This window comes from Methylophilus sp. Leaf416 (assembly GCF_001424665.1).
Classification (GTDB): domain Bacteria; phylum Pseudomonadota; class Gammaproteobacteria; order Burkholderiales; family Methylophilaceae; genus Methylophilus.
Genome location: NZ_LMQS01000001.1, coordinates 94905 through 113061, shown reverse-complemented (window position 1 = coordinate 113061; position 18157 = coordinate 94905). Strand labels below are relative to the sequence as shown.

Genomic DNA, 18157 nt, shown 5'->3' with positions numbered 1-18157 from the left:
GGTTTACTGAACACGACACTTATCAATAAGGGGTATTTTAGATGTCCGACATCGAACAACGCGTAAAGAAAATCGTTTGTGAACAATTAGGTGCAAACGAAGCTGACGTTAAAAACACATCATCTTTCGTGGATGATCTGGGTGCAGATTCTCTGGACACGGTAGAATTGGTAATGGCTTTGGAAGAAGAGTTCGATTGCGAAATTCCTGACGAAGAAGCTGAAAAAATCACAACCGTTCAGCAAGCGATTGACTACGTCAGCGCCAACCTTAAGTAATTCTTTGACTTAATTCTTTAATCAGCCCTCGCAAGAGGGCTGATTTCTATTATGACCAAACGCAGAGTAGTAGTAACTGGCTTAGGCGTGGTGTCTCCAGTAGGGATTGGTTACCAGAACGCCTGGGACAATCTTATCGCTGGTCAATCAGGCATTGCCCGTATAACCAAATTTGATCCAACGCCATTTGCATCGCAAATTGCCGGTGAAGTCAAAGGCTTTAATGCTGAAGACTTTATCCCGGCCAAAGATGCCCGCCGCATGGATACATTTATCCAGTATGGCCTGGCAGCTGGCCTGGAAGCTTTCAAGGATTCCGGTCTTGAAGTGACAGAAGCCAATGCCGAGCGCATCGGTGTCACCATTGGTTCGGGTATTGGTGGCTTGGGTTTGATCGAGTCAACCAACGACAATTACGACGATGGTGGCCCGCGCAAAATCTCGCCATTCTTCATTCCTGGCACTATTATCAATATGATTTCCGGTAACCTGTCGATCATGTTGGGCCTGAAAGGGCCAAATATTGCGATTGTGACTGCCTGTACAACTGGCACGCATAGCATTGGTGAAGCAGCACGTATGATTGAATATGGTGATGCGGATGTCATGGTTGCTGGCGGTGCAGAAGCAGCCATTACAGAGCTGAGCGTAGGGGGCTTTGCCTCTGCGCGCGCCTTATCTGGCCGCAATGATGATCCGGCGACGGCAAGTCGTCCCTGGGATAAAGACCGTGACGGCTTTGTCATAGGGGAAGGCGCTGGAGTATTGGTGCTGGAAGAGTACGAGCATGCCAAAGCACGTGGCGCAAGAATTTATGCTGAAGTGTCAGGCTATGGTTTGAGTGCCGATGCATATCACATGACTGCACCCAATATGGACGGCCCACGCCGCTCCATGGTCAATGCACTGAAAAATGCAGGCGTGAGCCCTGACCAGGTACAGTTCATGAATGCGCATGGCACTTCAACACCTTTGGGTGATGCCAACGAAACCAATGCGATTAAAGCTACTTTTGGCGACCATGCTTATAATTTGGTCGTTAACTCTACTAAATCAATGACTGGTCACTTACTGGGTGGTGCAGGTGGCTTGGAGTCGGTATTTACGGTGTTATCAATCTACCATCAGGTATCGCCACCAACCATTAACATTTTCAATCAGGATCCCGAATGTGATCTGGATTATTGTGCCAACACAGCACGTGATTTGAAGATTGAATATGCCTTGAAAAACAACTTTGGCTTTGGTGGAACTAATGGTAGCTTGTTGTTTAAGCGTGTTTAAATTCACCTGATATCAACAAATAAAAAAGCCAGCTATTGCTGGCTTTTTTATTTGTTGAAACTAAGCGAATTTCAGTCCCCAGCAGGCGGCTATGAAAGCCGGCCTACTAAATAATTTAACAGTTACAGAACGGCCAAGGCAGCCTCATAATTAGGCTCGTTAGCGATTTCGCTTACTAACTCGCTATGAAGTACTTTATTGTTTTCATCCAGCACAACCACAGCACGGGCTGTTAAGCCAGCCAGACTACTGTCAGTGATAAAAACACCATAGTCGGTGGCAAATTTTTCTGTGTCACGGAAAGTCGACAAAGTCACTACATTTTCCAAACCTTCTGCGCCGCAGAAACGGCTTTGTGCAAATGGCAAATCTGCAGAAATGCACAATACGGCGGTATTGCTGGCTTTACTGGCTTCTTTATTGAAGGTGCGCACAGAAGTAGCACAAGTCGGCGTATCAATGCTAGGGAAAATATTCAGCACTTTACGTTTACCAGCATAGGCATCCAGGCCTACCAGGTTGCGCTTAGCATCCGCCAATTGAAAGTCAGGTGCGGTATCACCTACTGCCAGAAATTTTCCGCCAACAGCGACCGGGTTACCTTTAAGCGTTACGCTTGCCATAGTGTTCTCCAAAACGGGTTAAGTGTTAAAAGTAGCTACTGTAGCGCTTCATGCGGTGGCAATCAACCTTATAAAAAATAAGGTAATCAACGCGCAAGCAGGTTAAGGGCAGCGCCAAAGTCTGGCTCAGTGGTCAAGTCATTTACTAATTCCACATGCAAGATCTTGTCATTCTCATCCGCCACCATCAGTGCCCGCGCCGGTAAGCCCGCCAGTTTGCTGGACATAATCAGTACACCATAGTTTTTAAACATATCGCGTCCACGCAGGGTAGACAGGTTGATGCTATGCGTTAAATTTTCGGCTTCGGCAAAGCGTGTCATTGTAAATGGCAGATCTGGTGAAATATTCAGGATCACTGTATTGGATAAGCTTTTCCCAAGCTTATCCAATGTACGCACGCTGTGCGCGCTGGTTGGGATATCAATACCAGGGAAGAAATGCAGGATCTTGCGTTTGCCCTGAAAGGATTCCAGGGTAATGTCTTCCAGTAAGTGATTCACGAGCTGGAAGAACGGCAAAATATCGCCCACACTCGGCAAATTGTCTTCTATCAGAATAGGCTCATCAAGTAATGAAATAGCGTGCGACATATCAAACAAGCCTAATTATCAACAAGCCTGACATCATAGTGCATATTCATGATGGACTTAAGTCCTTTTTGCATATGTTAAGACCATGGATTAAGCCTTGATTGGGCGGCGATTCAGCGCTGTCAACCAGATTATTTATATTTCGGATGGGTACAAAAAAGTCGATGGCGGGTAAAATAACCCTATGGAATCGCCACAAACTCCACCGTTATCACCCGCATTTATTCACCTGCGTTGTCACAGTGAATATTCCATTGTGGACGGCACCGTGCGCATTGGCGATTACGTCAAAGCGGCCAAGCAGGATGGCATGCCGGCGCTTGCTTTGACCGATCTTGCCAACCTTTTTGGCGCGGTCAAATTCTATAATTCTGCACGTGGCAAAGGCCTGAAACCAATAGTGGGTTGCGATGTTTGGGTAGAAAACACCATACAGCGCGACCAGCCACACCGCATGTTATTGCTGGTGCAAAACCAGCAGGGTTATCGCAATTTATGTGAGCTGTTGAGCCGCGCTTATCTTGAAAACCAATACCGTGAACGGGCAGAATTAAAACCAGAGTGGCTGGAAGAGAAAAATGCCGGCCTGTTGATGTTGTCAGGCTTTAATGCCGGGGATATCGGCCAGCTTTTACAAGCTGGTAACCAGGCACTGGCATTGCAATCCGCGCAGCATTGGGCAGAAGTGTTCCAGGGGCGGTATTATCTGGAAGTGCAACGTGTGCACGATGCCGGGAGCCCCGAGTCGCGTGCCCAGGAGCAATTAATACAGCAAACAGCCTTCATTGCCCAGCAACTCGATTTACCTTTGGTGGCGACACATCCGATCCAGTTTCAAACACCTGATGATTTTATGGCGCACGAAGCGCGTACCTGTATTGCTGAAGGGTATGTGCTGGCAGACAAGCGCAGGCCCAAGCGCTTCGTCGCATCCCAATATGTCAAAACCCAGGAAGAGATGCAGGCCTTGTTTGCAGACATGCCGATTGTTCTGCAAAACGCAGTGGAAATTGCCAAACGCTGCAACTTGGCACTGACTTTGGGCAAGAGTTATTTGCCTGACTTCCCCACACCGAACGGTGAAAGTCTGGAAGCTTTCTTAATTGACCAGTCAAAACAGGGATTGGAAAAGAGGCTGCTTTACCTGTACCCCGATGAGGAAAAACGCGAGCAGAAGCGCACTGAATATGAAGAGCGCCTGCAGTTTGAGTGCGGCATTATCATCCAGATGGGTTTCCCTGGCTACTTCCTTATCGTGGCCGATTTTATCAATTGGTCTAAAAATAATGGCGTGCCGGTGGGGCCTGGCCGGGGTTCTGGTGCAGGCTCTTTAGTCGCCTACAGCCTTGGTATTACTGACCTTGATCCTCTGAAATATAACCTGCTGTTTGAGCGTTTCCTCAATCCTGAGCGGGTTTCGATGCCGGACTTCGACATTGACTTCTGCCAGGAAGGGCGTGATCGCGTCATCGATTACGTTAAAAACAAATATGGCCTGGCATCGGTATCCCAAATCGCCACCTTCGGTACCATGGCCGCCAAGGCGGTGATCCGCGACGTTGGCCGCGTACTGGATCTGCCATTTAATTTTGTAGACGGCATCGCCAAACTTATTCCGCTTGAGCTGGGCATTACTCTTGAATCCGCACTTGAAAAAGAACCGCAACTTCAGGAACGCCGCGAAAAAGAAGAAGAGGTCGCAGAATTACTTTCTTTGGCTTTGCGGTTGGAGGGTTTGGTAAGAAATATCGGTATGCATGCCGGTGGCGTGCTAATTGCGCCAGGCAAGATTTCAGACTTTTCCCCGGTTTATTGCCAGCCTAATGGCGACAGCCTGGTTAGCCAGTACGATAAAGATGACGTCGAAGCAGTCGGTCTGGTCAAGTTCGACTTTTTAGGTTTACGCACACTGACTATCCTCAATATGGCTTTAGAAAATGCCAATGCGCAGCGCGCGCAAGAGCAGTTACCGCCATTAAGCTTTGAAACCATTCCGCTGGATGACAAGCGCAGTTACCATCTGCTGAAAACAGCCAATACCACTGCGGTATTCCAGCTGGAATCGCGCGGCATGAAGGATATGTTGAAGCAGGCCAAGCCAGACCTGTTTGAAGATATTATCGCGCTGGTAGCGCTGTATCGACCTGGCCCTATGGACCTCATTCCAGACTTCTGCCGTCGTAAACATGGTACTCAGCGAGTTGAGTATCCGCATGCATCTACAGAATCTATCCTGAAAGAAACCTATGGTATTGCCGTTTACCAAGAACAGGTGATGCAAATTGCGCAGGTAGTGGCTGGGTTTAGTCTCGGCGGTGCTGACTTGTTGCGACGCGCCATGGGTAAGAAAAAACCTGAAGAGATGGTTATACAGCGTGAAATTTTTAATGAAGGCGCGCTTAAAAATGGATTGACCTTGCAGCAATCGAACGACCTGTTTGACTTGCTGGAAAAGTTTGCCGGTTACGGCTTTAACAAGTCGCACGCCGCGGCTTACGCGTTGGTGGCTTACCATACCGCTTACCTGAAAGCACATTATCCGGCCGCATTTCTTGCCGCGACCATGTCTGCGGACATGAATAACACCGATAACGTGCATACGTTTTTTGATGATTGTGCCGGCAACCATGTGGAAGTATTGCCACCGGATGTGAACGCCAGCATTTATCAATTCAAGCCTATGAGTGCCCAGCAGATTTTGTATGGTTTGGGTGCAATCAAGGGAACAGGCGGCGCGGCGATTGATTTGATCGTCGCTGCGCGCGAAGCCGACGGACCATTCAAGGATATCTTTGATTTTTGCCAGCGCCTGGATTTGCGCAAAGTGAACCGGCGTGTGATGGAATCACTGATTAGGGCGGGTGCTTTTGATAAGCTTGAGCCAAATCGTGCTGCGTTGCTGGCAGGTTTGGATGGGGCTATCAGTGCGGCTGAGCAAAGAGCCGCGCATGCCGGGCAAGATTGCCTGTTTGGCGGTGTGGTAGAGACACAGCATCAACTGCCTGAAGTCACGCCCTGGAGCCCTGAGCAGGCGTTACAGGAAGAAAAGGCAGCGCTGGGTTTCTACCTCAGCGGGCATCCTTACCTGAGCTATAAATCACAGTTGGGGCCGTTTATCAAAGGCAACCTGGGAGAGCTCGCACCGCAAAATGAGCCTAAGCTGCTCGCGGGTGTGGTGATGGGCGTGCGGGTACGCATGACCCAGCGTGGCAAAATGGCCATCGTCACCCTGGATGATGCGGTCGGTAGAGCAGATGTGGTTGTGGGCTCTGAATTGCTGATGCAACACGCACAGTGGATCAAGGAAGACCAGTTATTGATTGTCGAGGGGCGTATTTCCAATGACGAGTTTTCCGGCGGTATTCGCGTCAGTGCCAGAAAATTATATGATCTTGCTGCCGTGCGCAACCGCTTTGCGCAGATGTTAACCCTGAGTTGCAACGGCCAATCCGACCTGCAACGATTGATGACAGTGCTGACGCCTTATCGCTATGCCAATGAAGAGCAAAAACGCTGTCCGATCAAAGTGGATTACCATAACCAGTCAGCCCAGGTTAGCCTGATGCTGGGCGATGACTGGCAAGTGGTGTTACACGATGACCTGCTACTGAATTTACAGGGCTGGTTGTCAAAAGAAAATGTCAAAATCCTTTATAATGCCTGAACTTTTTAACTAAAGAATTCATAATGAGTGCCAAACGTTTGACGCCTAGTAAACTGACTTATCTTGATTTCGAGCAACCCATTGCCGGACTTGAAAAGCGCATTGAAGCGCTGCAGTCATCTCATGACGAGCATGATTCGCTGGATATTTCCAAAGAGCTGGATCTGTTGCAAAAGAAAAATAACAAGCTGCTGCAGGACACCTACCAGAATTTAACTGCATGGCAAATTTCACAGGTCGCCCGCCATCCCCAGCGACCTTATACCATGGATTATATCAACGCCCTGTTCACTGATTTCCAGGAGTTACATGGTGATCGCGCCTTTGCCGATGACCCGGCAATCGTCGGTGGCATCGCCCGCTTTAAAGGTATCCCGGTGATGGTGATCGGTCATCAAAAAGGCCGCGATATTAAAGAGCGCCAATACCGTAATTTTGGTATGCCGCGTCCAGAAGGTTACCGTAAGGCCTTGCGCTTGTTCCGCTTAGCCGAAAAATTTCATATGCCTATCATCACGCTAATAGATACTCCAGGGGCTTACCCGGGTATAGGCGCAGAAGAGCGTGGTCAATCCGAAGCGATTGCGCGTAACTTGTATGTGATGGCAGAACTCAAAACCCCAATTATCGGCATTGTGATCGGCGAGGGTGGTTCTGGTGGTGCGCTGGCCTTAGGCGTAGTCGATCACTTAAATATGTTGCAGTATTCAACTTACTCAGTCATTTCACCTGAAGGTTGTGCTTCAATACTTTGGAAAAGTGCCAGCAAAGCTTCAGACGCAGCCGAAACATTAGGTATTACCGCTGACCGCCTGAAGTCACTCGGTTTGATTGATACGATTGTGAGTGAACCATTAGGCGGCGCGCATCGCAACTATGAAGAGGTGATGGAGCGTATTGGCCAGACTATCGCCCAGCAACTTAAAACCTTGCAATCCAAAAAAATACCGCAGCTGCTGGAAACTCGTTACCAGCGTTTGATGAGCTACGGTAAGTTTAAAGCTGCCACTGACAAATAACAGTGACAAATAACGCTGCATCCGTTGTATCTGCAAAGCTGGAAAAGAGCATTGCCTCTTTTCTGGCTGCACAAAAAAACCTCACATCACCTTCGCACCTGCTTCTTGCGCTAAGTGGCGGTGTCGACTCTATTGTTTTACTGCATAGGCTGGCAAAGCTTTCTGCCGAGTTGCCATTTACGCTTTCTGCCATGCATATTCATCACGGGTTGAGCCCACATGCAGATGATTGGCTAAGCTTGTGTGAACGCGTGTGTAGAGAAATAGGTGTACCGTTTTATGCTGAGAAAGTACATGTCGATTCTCGCAGTGGGCTAGGCGTCGAAGCTACCGCACGCGAGGCGCGTTATGAGGCGCTTGAGCAGCAGCGGCAAAAGCTTGCCGCGCATGCCATAGTCACTGCGCATCATTTGCACGATCAAAGCGAAACCTTGCTTTTACAACTTGTGCGTGGCGCCGGCGTCAAGGGGCTTTCAGCCATGAGTGAGTGGGATGCGGATCGCCATCTGTTAAGACCATTATTACAAGTTAAAAAGGCAGATATCTTAGAGCTCGCGCATAAGTTACAGTGCCAGTGGGTAGAGGACGAAAGTAACACAGACACCAGTTATGACCGTAATTTTATGCGTCAAACAGCAATGCCTGTTCTGCGCGAACGTTATCCACAGTTAGATAGCGCTTTGTCACGTAGTGCTCATCATATGGCTGAGGCGCAAATCTTGCTCGATACGTTAGCCAGTCAGGATATTTCTGCATGCGATGTGCGGGAGGAGTGGTTAGGTCAGTCTGTAGATATCCAGCGCCTGCGGTTGTTGGGCGATGTGCGTGCAAAAAACATGTTGCGGTACTGGTTTCAGCAGTTTGATTTGCGCATGCCTAATACCGAACAATTGCAGGATTACTGGCAACAACTATCTACGGTAAAACCGCATCGCTATCTGCATCTGCCTTTACACGGGCAAGCCGGTAGAGGCCTGGCCTATTTGCATCATTATCAGCAGCGCCTTTATTGTGTTGGCAAGCCTAGCGCATTACCTAAAACGCCATTGGTGTGGCAGGGTGGCAAAAATCAAATTTGGGGTGACTGGCAAGTGCATTTCAAAGTCAGTAAAGGGCGGGGAATTGCCCTTGCACGTTTGGGCGTAAATCCTGCAGCTATCACGTTGCACCGGCGCTATGGGCAAGTGTTACCTAAGTTTGAAAAACTTGAATTAATGTTGCTGCCCAGATCTGGCGGTGAGACTTTACAGCCGGACGCCAAGCGACCACGCAGGGAATTAAAAGTTATTTTCCAAATGCTGGCAATTCCGCCATGGCAACGTGCATTTTATCCAGTCGTTCATGTCAGTTCGTCAGAATCAGATTCCCCAACCCTTGTTTCACTCACCTCGCTCGCAGTCGATGCCGCCTGGCAACCTGGCCGCAATGCTTATGGCCTGGAAATCACACTGCAACCACTACCTACCTGATAAAAAATGGTTGCTTGCAACCAACAACAACCATAAAATTGGTTATCTACAGCCAATTTAATGGTTGTTATACACCATCTGATTTTAACTCTATTGATTTTAAACGTCTTTTTCTTTACTGCAATTGCGGAACAGTAATTGCATTTGGGAATATGCTTTTTTATAAAAGTTAAAAATTAATATTCTCGGGAAAAGGATACCTTTATGAATAAAACTACTGTCAAGCCGCTATTGCTTGCCATAGTGTCTGCATATGCAGCACAAACCACCATCGTGAAAGCGGATGAATCATTCAATCTTCAAAACGTTGAAGTGTTCAGTGCCACGCCGCTAAAAGGCATTGGTTTGCCTCTGCACAAAGTGCCAGCCAATATCCAGATGGCAAATCCAGCTGCTTTAAACAATCAGACTGGTGTATCGATTGCAGATTACATGAACAGTAATATGCAAGGCGTGACGGTGACAGAACTGGGTGGTAACCCATGGCAGCCGGAAATTAATTTCAGGGGTTATTCTGCTTCTTCATTGCTAGGCAACCCACAAGGCTTATCCACTTATGTCGATGGCGTGCGCGTCAATGAACCGTTTGGTGATGTGACTTCATGGGACAAGATTCCAAATTTCGCTATCGGTGATATGCAACTTGTCCCGGGTTCAAATCCTTTGTATGGCTTGAACACATTAGGCGGTGCGATTGCCGTGCAAACTAAAAACGGACGCGATAACCAAGGCGCTGCTATTGAATACGAAGCGGGCTCATGGGGACGTCAACGCACCTTAGCTGAATATGGTGGCGTTTCTAAAGATGGCTCAGTCGATTTCTTGATAGGGTTTCAGCACACTACTGAAGATGGCTGGAGAAAATACTCGCCGTCACATGTAAACCAGCTATTTGCTAAAACAGGTTGGCAAAGTGAAACTAGCAAGCTTGAGTTGACTTACATCGGTGCAGATAACAAATTAATTGGTAATGGTTTAACGCCAGAATTTCTTCTGAGCGGAGATCGCGACCAGATCCATACGCGTCCTGACGCGACGAATAATTACTCACACTTCTTGGCCCTGAATGGTAGTCATTGGTTAAGTAATGACACTCTGCTGTCAGGAAACGTTTATTACAAAAAATCCAACCGTAGCACCTTAAATGGCGACGGCTACGAAGGTTCATTTACTGATGATGGTTTGGGCGGCAGTTTCCTTACTGGCTATCCAGGAATTACATGCGCAAATCCTGCGGATGACTGTGAAGTGATTGGTTCTGTGTTTAATAGAACGCATACCAGCCAAAATACTTATGGTGCTACAGGACAGGCTACTTTCAATCAAGATTTTATGGGTAAGGAAAATCAGTTTGTAGTGGGTGCAGGATATGACTACAGCTTGATTCGTTTTAAACAAAACGAAGAAATAAATTTGTCTTCTTTGAGTGAGTCGATAGATGATGGTGACATTACTGGTACCCCAGGTAGCGGTACAGTATTTGATCCAAGCAGGGCACCTGTGACCTCCGGCGACGGTGCATTGGGTCAGCGTCAGACTGTAGGCCTAACAGGCAAGCAATACACAGCCCGTTTATTCGCCACTGATACTTTGTCACTCAACGAGTTTTGGCATTTGAATGCAGGTGCCAGCTGGAATTTCACGCGTGTAGATAACACTGACACATTGCGTGGCCCGGCTTCAGCTGCCAATAACTTCAATAGCTTAACGGCAAAAGACAGCTACACACGTTTGAATCCAACTGTAGGTTTAACTTACACACCTACTAAAGCGCTGACCGTTTATACGTCTTACAGCGAGTCCAGCCGTGCACCGACAGCGATTGAACTGGGTTGTTCTAACCCAGCTGCACCTTGCTTACTGCCTGCGGCATTGGCGGATGACCCACCTTTAAATCAGGTAGTTGCCAAGACTTATGAGTTTGGTGGCCGTGGTCAACTGACAGACAATATGTTCTGGAACGCCGGCATTTATCATGCCATCAACCATGATGACATTCAGTTTACCGCTGCAAACACTCAAACAGGTGCCGGTTACTTCAAAAACATCGGCAGAACAAAACGCCAGGGTATCGATATGGGTGTTAACGGTTTTATTGAGAAGTTTAAATGGAGCGCGTCTTACAGCTTCGTTCATGCAACCTACGATACTGATGTTGAATTTGTGAACGGGTCTAACTCTTCAGGTGAAACCAATGACGGAATTTACACGGCGCGGTCTGGCGACAGAATTCCAGCCATTCCACAGCATCAGTTGAAGTTACGTGGGCAATACTCAGTCACACCTAGCTGGAATGTGGGTACCAACGTAATTGGATACTCTAACCAGTATGTTTATGGTAACGAGAATAATAGTCATCAATCAAATGCCGCGATTTGTAGTAATGGCGATGACTGCGCCACAGGCCGTGGCAAAATTGGCGGTTACTTTATTGTAAATCTGGATAGCCAGTATAACTTTGGCAATGGCTGGAAATTATTCGCTAAAGCTACCAATATTTTTGACAAGGAATATAACCTTGCCGGCCGCTTAGCTGAAAGCTTGTTTGACGCTAGTGGTACTTTTGGGGCTGAAAGCAAAACGTTGAGTTTGTTACCAGGTGCACCACGTGCTGGCTGGATTGGTTTGCGCTATGAGTTCAAACCTAAGCAATCTTTGGCAAGTTACGATAAAGACTAAAAATAAAATAAAAAGGAGGATGCGTGCTTTCACAAATTTCATCATCTACGGATAAATCGATACTTTTACCTTTCAAAAAGAAAATTTTGTTGGTGGAAGATGAAGTGCTTTTTGCACGCGCGGTAGTCAAGCGTTTGCAAAAAGCCGGGTTTGAGTGTGAGCATGCAGAATCCCTGCATGATGCCAGGTTGCTTGTTAAGCAGTTTGAGCCGGATATCGTATTGCTTGATATGCGATTGCCAGATGGCAATGGCCTGGATTTATTGTCTGACTTCGTAGCAAAAAATATCAATACCATCGTGATGACTGCGTTCGGTGATGTGACGGATGCAGTGAATGCCATTAAATTAGGCGCGATTGATTACCTGAAAAAACCAATTGATCTTGAAGAGTTGCTGTTAATCATTCAAAAGAATGAGAAAACAACTGACTTGCAGACCAGCCTTGATTATTCACGTCAACGTGACACGATTGCCAATGAATCAGTGCAGCTGATTGGCGAGAGTGCTGCTATGCAAAGCGTGCGCCAGCAAATCACACGCATTGCCCAACTGAGCTCGCTAAGCGATGCCGTGCAACCGACCGTGTTAATCACTGGTGAAACCGGCACTGGTAAAGATGTGGTGGCGCGTTATCTGCATGCGAGTTGCGTGAACCATGACAAACCTTTCGTGCATGTGGATTGCGCTTCGTTACCGGCAGAGCTGATTGAAAGCGAGTTGTTCGGTAATGAAAAGGGCGCATTTACCAATGCGGTGACTTCCCGCCCGGGCCTGATTGAATCTGCCGAAGATGGCACCTTGTTTCTGGATGAAATCGGTGAGTTGCCACTAGGCTTACAGGCCAAGCTGCTTAATGTACTTGAAAGGCGCATGGTCCGCCGTCTTGGTTCAAACAAAGAACGGCCGGTACATGCACGTATTATCGCAGCGACCAATCGCGATTTATACCAGATGTCTAACGAAGGCCGTTTCCGTTCAGACCTTTACTACCGGCTGAATGTGATCACCATGCAGATGCCGCCGTTACGAGACCGGGGCCAGGACGTGATGCTGCTAGCCAACTATTTCAGACAAATGACCGAAAAGCGCTATGCATTGCCTTACCATGAGTTTAGTTCGACCGCATTAATTGCCATTCAGCAATACCGCTGGCCAGGAAATGTGCGCGAAATGCGCCACCAGATCAGCCGTGCAGTTCTGATGTGCACGCAACCGGTAATTTCGGAGCATGATTTGGGACTACCCCAGATCGGTCATCAATCAGTGAGTCCATCAGCTAGCAATGAAGCGCAGTTAACGCTGGACGATGCTGAAAAAGCTATGTTGTTAAATGCACTGGAGCAAGCACGCAATAACGTCTCCAAAGCTGCCCGTATATTGGGCATCACCCGTATGACTATGCGTTACCGTATGGATAAGCACGGGATTTCTGTTTGATGCATTGCTAGATCTTCTTAAATTTTTTGAGACTTTATCCAAAGTCACTACAGTTTTAAGACCTTGCGAAAGCGAGGTCTTTTTTTATTTAACATCTTTTAAAATACCACGTGGCTTTTGCGTTAAATCAATGCCGATAAGCTGTCATGTAAATCGCACATGGTAGAATTGCACTTTTATATCGGAGTGCAACAATGATCGGGACCCCATTAAGCGCAAACGCGACCAAAGTCATGCTGTTAGGCAGCGGCGAGCTGGGTAAAGAGGTCGTGATTGCCTTGCAGCGTTTAGGGGTAGAAGTGATCGCTGTAGATCGTTATGAGCATGCGCCTGGTCATCAGGTGGCGCATCATGCTTATACGATTGATATGACAGATGCAGACGCGTTAAAAGCGCTTGTCAATAAAGTAAAACCACATTTTATCGTGCCTGAGATTGAAGCATTGAATACAGACGCGCTGGCAGAAATTGAAGCTTCTGGTGTGACCGTCGTACCAACAGTACGCGCAGTACAACTGACCATGAACCGCGAAGGCATCCGTCGCCTGGCCGCTGAAGAATTAGGTTTGCCAACTTCTCCGTATGCGTTCGCGCGTTCCGAGGCAGAGTTGCAGGCGGCTATTGATGCAGGTATTGGTTATCCTTGTTTTATAAAACCTACCATGTCTTCTTCAGGGAAGGGTCAATCACGCATTACCCAGGCCAGTGAAGTCAAAACTGCCTGGGAATATGCTGCCAGCGGCGGGCGTGTCAACCAAGGGGTTGTGATTGTAGAAGGCCAGATTGATTTTGATTATGAAATTACCTTGCTTACCGTGCGTGCAAAAGATGTAGCAGGGCAGGTTAAAACCTATTTCTGTGCCCCAATCGGGCATGTGCAGAAGCAGGGTGATTATGTGGAAAGCTGGCAACCTCAAGCCATGCATCCTAAAGCGCTGGAAAACGCGCAGGAAGTTGCTAGGAAAGTCACCGATGCTTTGGGTGGCCAGGGTTTGTTTGGGGTTGAGCTATTTGTCAAAGGCGAGCAGGTATGGTTTTCTGAAGTTAGCCCGCGCCCGCATGATACCGGCATGGTTACCATGTGCACCCAGCGTTTGAATGAGTTTGAGCTGCATGCAAGAGCAATCCTGGGCCTGCCAGTCGATGTCGCACAACGGGAAGCGGGCGCCAGTGCCGTGATTTATGGTGGCGCAGATGCTAGTATTCTTGAGTTTCATGGGCTGGAAGCAGCAATGTCAGTGGCTAATAGCGAAATTCGTTTATTTGGCAAGCCAGAATCTTTTGTCCGACGTCGCATGGGCGTGGCATTGGCTACCGCAGAGAATACTGAATTAGCGCGTGAACATGCCAAACAGGCAGCAGCACTTGTCACACCAAAAGTAGCTGATTAATAAACATGGCATTCACTGATATTCAAGAGTCAAATTCAGCAAAGCAATCTTTGTATGAGTGGCTGGGCGGTGCGGAGAAGGGCACAGAGAATATTCGGCTGCTGGTCGAGACTTTCTATGACATCATGGAAACTGATCCCAAAGCATCAGGTTTACTTGCTCTACATCCGCAAGATCTGACTGAAACCCGTGAAAAGTTATTCATGTTTTTTATGGGCTGGACCGGGGGACCCCAGCTTTATATTGAGCGATATGGTCATCCGCGCTTGCGCGCCCGTCATATGCCGTTCACGATTGGTGAATCCGAGCGGGATCAGTGGATGTATTGCATGATCAAAGCCATGCACCAATGCCAGTTTGAGGAGAGCCTTATCCGGCATATGGCTAATCAGTTATATGGAGTGGCTGACTTTATGCGGAATCGCGAAGGTTAAAGTCCAACTGATTTAAAAATACATAAAAAGCCCCGTTGAAACGGGGCTTTTTATTATGATTGCGAGCTTTCGACTTCTACTTCTGGGGATGCCGGTTGCTCTAAGCCCTCTTTCTGACGGGCTTTGCTTGTATTCTGCCGTTTATTTTCGGCAGGGCGTGCTTTAGCTTTTGGCGTTGCCTTGAAACCAAAGCCACCTAATAGCGCAGCAACCACTTTACGTTTGGCTGATGATGGTTTGGTAGTTGGCGCCACCGTTGGTTTGGTAGATTCAACAAAACCAGTCGATTCATAAGGCTGGTAAAACCAGGCGTCATCAGCTGTTTTGGCTTTAGATGATCGTTGGCCAGTTGCGCGTGAACCAGGTGTACGTGGACTCGATGATTGACTAGACTTGTAATCAGGCGTGCTGGTTACCGCTTTCTCTTTCGGAATCTGTTTTTTAATCAGCTTTTCAATGTCATCAAAGTACTTGGTTTCTTCCTCATCTATCAACGAGATAGCGATACCTTTGGCTCCAGCGCGGCCTGTACGGCCAATCCTGTGCACATAGTCTTCAGGTGAAGTAGAAATTTCGTAATTGATTACCAATGGTAAGTCACTGATGTCCAGGCCACGCGCAGCTACATCGGTGGCTACCAGGGCATGAATACTACCTGCCTTGAATGCATCCAGTGCTTCAATACGTTCTTTCTGCGACTTATCACCGTGAATCGCGCTACAAGGAACTTCAGCGCGTTCCAAAGCACGTGCCAGTTTGCTGGCAGACAATTTGGTCTTGGTAAAAATAATCACTTGCTGGCTGGCATATTGTTTCAGTAGCTGCACCAGGAAACGTTCTTTTTTATCTGTATTCACCAGAAAGGCTTTTTGCTCCACATTGTCATTGGTGGCATTGCTGCGTGCCACTTCGATCAATGTTGGCTGGTTCAAGAAGGCATCGGCCAATCTTTTAATCTCATCCGAAAACGTGGCTGAGAACATCAGGTTCTGGCGCTGTTTTGGGAGTAACGCCAATATACGCTTGAGGTCAGGCATAAAGCCCATATCCAGCATACGGTCGGCTTCATCCAGCACCAGAAATTGCACCTGGCTTAAAGACAGTGTTTTTTGCTCAACGTGGTCCAACAGGCGACCAGGCGTAGCGACCAGAATTTCGACACCGGTTTTGAGTATCGGTGTCTGTGTCTTGATATCTACACCGCCGTATACCACCAGGCTACGCAAGGAGGTATGTTTGGCGTAAGTTTTAATGTTGTCATACACCTGGATTGCCAGCTCACGCGTAGGTGCCAGCACCAGTGCCCGGATCGGATGTTTTGCCGGGGAGGTGCTGGTACTCGCATGAGGAAGCAATGTATGCAAAATCGGTAACGAAAATGCTGCCGTTTTCCCTGTACCAGTTTGTGCACCTGCCATCAAGTCTTTGCGCTCAAGCGCTAAAGGAATAGCCTGGGCCTGGATTGGCGTTGGCGTTGTGTAGCCTGATTCTTCAATGGCTTTTAACAACGGCTCAGCCAAGCCCAAAGACCTAAAATCTAAGGATGGCGGAGCATCTGAAGGTGCACTTAAATCTACAGTATTTTGCTCTGACATATGTCTGCTTATGCAAATGAACGGGGACGTTTGATACCACCAGCTTCACCAAATGGTTTGCTACCACCAGTGCGTGGTTTGTTTGCACCACGATTGCCACCGTTAGGATTGCCGAAGCGCTCTTGCGGCTTTGCAGATGGGCTGCCCGAAGTTGAACGTGGGCGGCGTTGACCAAACTCTTCGGTCAATGCACGGGCGAACTGAAAATCAGTATCTTTGGTGTAGCTTTTGCTGTTGCCATTTACTTCGCGGTCTGTTCTTTGTTCAGCATGACGTGGTTCGCTTACGCCGGTAGTTGCACGTTGCTCACGTGGTTTGCTTGGCTGGCCATCACGCATCACACGGTCACCAAAAGAGCTGTTTTCACGGTTGCCACGGAATTCGCGGTTTTCGCGTCCACCGCCATCACGGCTGTTACCACGAAAGCCACCTTTATTTTGCGGGCGACCATTGCTGCTACCAGGACGTTTACCACCATTACCGCGTTTTTCACCACCACCATCATCCATGCGGATAGCGCGTTTAGGCTCGAAACCGGCAATGACTGCTGGCTGGAATTTATGACCAGTGTATTGCTCAATTTTACGCAACAGGTGACGATCAGTGTTAGAAGCAAAAGAAATCGCAATGCCGGAGTTGTTGGCACGGCCGGTACGACCAATGCGGTGTACGTAATCTTCAGCGAATTTTGGCAGGTCATAGTTAATGACGTGTGTTATGCCATGCACATCAATACCACGCGCTGCTACGTCGGTGGCGACCAGTACTTTGACATCGCCATGACGCAGTTTAGTGAGGGTACGGTTACGTGCACCTTGGGTCATATCACCATGTAATGCCGCGGTGCTGTGACCAGCTGCATATAAATCTTCCGCCAGTAAATCGGCATGACGTTTGGTGCTGGTGAAAATAATCGCCTGGTTTACATCTGGAGCAATCAGCAAATGCTCGAGCAGTTTGTTTTTGTGGTTCATGTCATCTACAAAATGCAGACGCTGTTCGATATTGGCATGTTGTTCTCTTTGACCAGCCACTTGAATCGTCAGTGGATTGTTCAGGAAGCGTTTGCCGATATCCTTAATACCATCTAAGGTGGCAGAGAACAGCAAAGTTTGACGCTCGGCAGGCAAAGCGGCACAAATTTTCTCAACATCAGGCATAAAACCCATGTCCAGCATTCGGTCTGCTTCGTCCAGTACCAGCATTTGCAAACGGCTCAAATCAATACGGCCACGCTCAAGGTGGTCAATAAAACGGCCAGGCGTTGCCACAAGAATATCTAATGGTTGTGACAGCAATTTGTTTTGCAATGGATAAGGCATGCCACCGACGATACTGACGCAACGTGCGCGCAGGAATTTACCGTATTTACGGGCTGCTTCGTTTACTTGCGCAGCTAATTCGCGGGTAGGAGTTAAGACCAGAATGCGTGGGCCACGGCTGCGAACCGGATGTTGGGTTGCTAATAAATTTAATGCTGGCAATGTAAAAGCTGCTGTTTTACCGGTACCGGTTTGGGCAGAGGCCATAATGTCACGGCCTTGCAAGGCTTCAGGAATAGATTGAGCCTGGATAGGTGTTGGATTCTCATAGCCTGCATCGGTCAATGCACGCAAAATGGATGGGTCTAGATTTAAATCTGCAAAAGACAAGGAATGTCCCTTTCATAAACAATTAAAAAGGGCGCAA

13 protein-coding genes are annotated in these 18157 nt (G+C 47.9%); 9 read left to right on the top strand and 4 right to left on the bottom strand.

Going from position 1 to position 18157, the window contains the following annotated elements; all coding sequences use genetic code 11:
• The first annotated feature begins 41 nt into the window (after positions 1-41).
• Positions 42-278 carry an acyl carrier protein gene (acpP, locus tag ASG34_RS00495; RefSeq protein WP_055825178.1) on the top strand — a complete coding sequence of 79 codons (237 nt, stop codon included), beginning with the start codon at positions 42-44 and terminating at the stop codon, positions 276-278.
• A 51-nt stretch (positions 279-329) separates the two neighbouring features.
• A complete protein-coding gene (gene fabF, locus ASG34_RS00490) occupies positions 330-1562 on the top strand; it encodes a beta-ketoacyl-ACP synthase II (protein ID WP_055825174.1) in 1233 nt (410 codons plus the stop codon).
• A gap of 122 nt (positions 1563-1684) precedes the next feature.
• On the opposite strand, the gene tpx (ASG34_RS00485) is transcribed toward fabF, so the two are convergent.
• The gene (tpx, locus tag ASG34_RS00485; RefSeq protein ID WP_055825171.1) at positions 1685-2185 is read right to left on the bottom strand and encodes a thiol peroxidase; all 501 of its coding nucleotides are present in this window, start codon (positions 2183-2185) and stop codon (positions 1685-1687) included.
• Between the two features lie 86 nt (positions 2186-2271).
• A complete protein-coding gene (gene tpx / locus ASG34_RS00480) occupies positions 2272-2778 on the bottom strand; it encodes a thiol peroxidase (protein ID WP_055825168.1) in 507 nt (168 codons plus the stop codon).
• Between the two features lie 184 nt (positions 2779-2962).
• Between tpx (ASG34_RS00480) and dnaE the strand changes: the two genes are divergently transcribed.
• From dnaE to ASG34_RS00445, 7 genes are all read left to right on the top strand, one after another.
• Positions 2963-6442 (top strand): DNA polymerase III subunit alpha, encoded by a 3480-nt coding sequence (gene dnaE, locus ASG34_RS00475; RefSeq protein ID WP_055825165.1) that lies wholly within the window; start codon positions 2963-2965, stop codon positions 6440-6442.
• Positions 6443-6465: 23 nt separating this feature from the next.
• Positions 6466-7461, top strand: coding sequence for an acetyl-CoA carboxylase carboxyltransferase subunit alpha (locus tag ASG34_RS00470; protein WP_055825162.1), 996 nt, complete (start codon positions 6466-6468; stop codon positions 7459-7461).
• A 2-nt stretch (positions 7462-7463) separates the two neighbouring features.
• Positions 7464-8930, top strand: coding sequence for a tRNA lysidine(34) synthetase TilS (tilS, locus tag ASG34_RS00465; protein ID WP_055825159.1), 1467 nt, complete (start codon positions 7464-7466; stop codon positions 8928-8930).
• A gap of 204 nt (positions 8931-9134) precedes the next feature.
• Entirely contained in the window at positions 9135-11609 is a 2475-nt protein-coding gene (locus ASG34_RS00460; RefSeq protein ID WP_055825156.1) for a TonB-dependent receptor, read from the top strand.
• 23 nt (positions 11610-11632) lie between these two features.
• Entirely contained in the window at positions 11633-13048 is a 1416-nt protein-coding gene (locus tag ASG34_RS00455; protein WP_055825154.1) for a sigma-54-dependent transcriptional regulator, read from the top strand.
• 194 nt (positions 13049-13242) lie between these two features.
• Positions 13243-14439 (top strand): formate-dependent phosphoribosylglycinamide formyltransferase, encoded by a 1197-nt coding sequence (purT, locus tag ASG34_RS00450; protein ID WP_055825152.1) that lies wholly within the window; start codon positions 13243-13245, stop codon positions 14437-14439.
• 5 nt (positions 14440-14444) lie between these two features.
• Entirely contained in the window at positions 14445-14873 is a 429-nt protein-coding gene (locus tag ASG34_RS00445; RefSeq protein WP_055825150.1) for a group II truncated hemoglobin, read from the top strand.
• Positions 14874-14926: 53 nt separating this feature from the next.
• Here the strand turns inward: ASG34_RS00445 and ASG34_RS00440 are convergent, their stop codons facing one another.
• Positions 14927-16468, bottom strand: coding sequence for a DEAD/DEAH box helicase (locus ASG34_RS00440; protein ID WP_055825147.1), 1542 nt, complete (start codon positions 16466-16468; stop codon positions 14927-14929).
• Between the two features lie 8 nt (positions 16469-16476).
• The gene (locus ASG34_RS00435) at positions 16477-18120 is read right to left on the bottom strand and encodes a DEAD/DEAH box helicase (RefSeq protein ID WP_055825144.1); all 1644 of its coding nucleotides are present in this window, start codon (positions 18118-18120) and stop codon (positions 16477-16479) included.
• Positions 18121-18157: the final 37 nt, after the last annotated feature.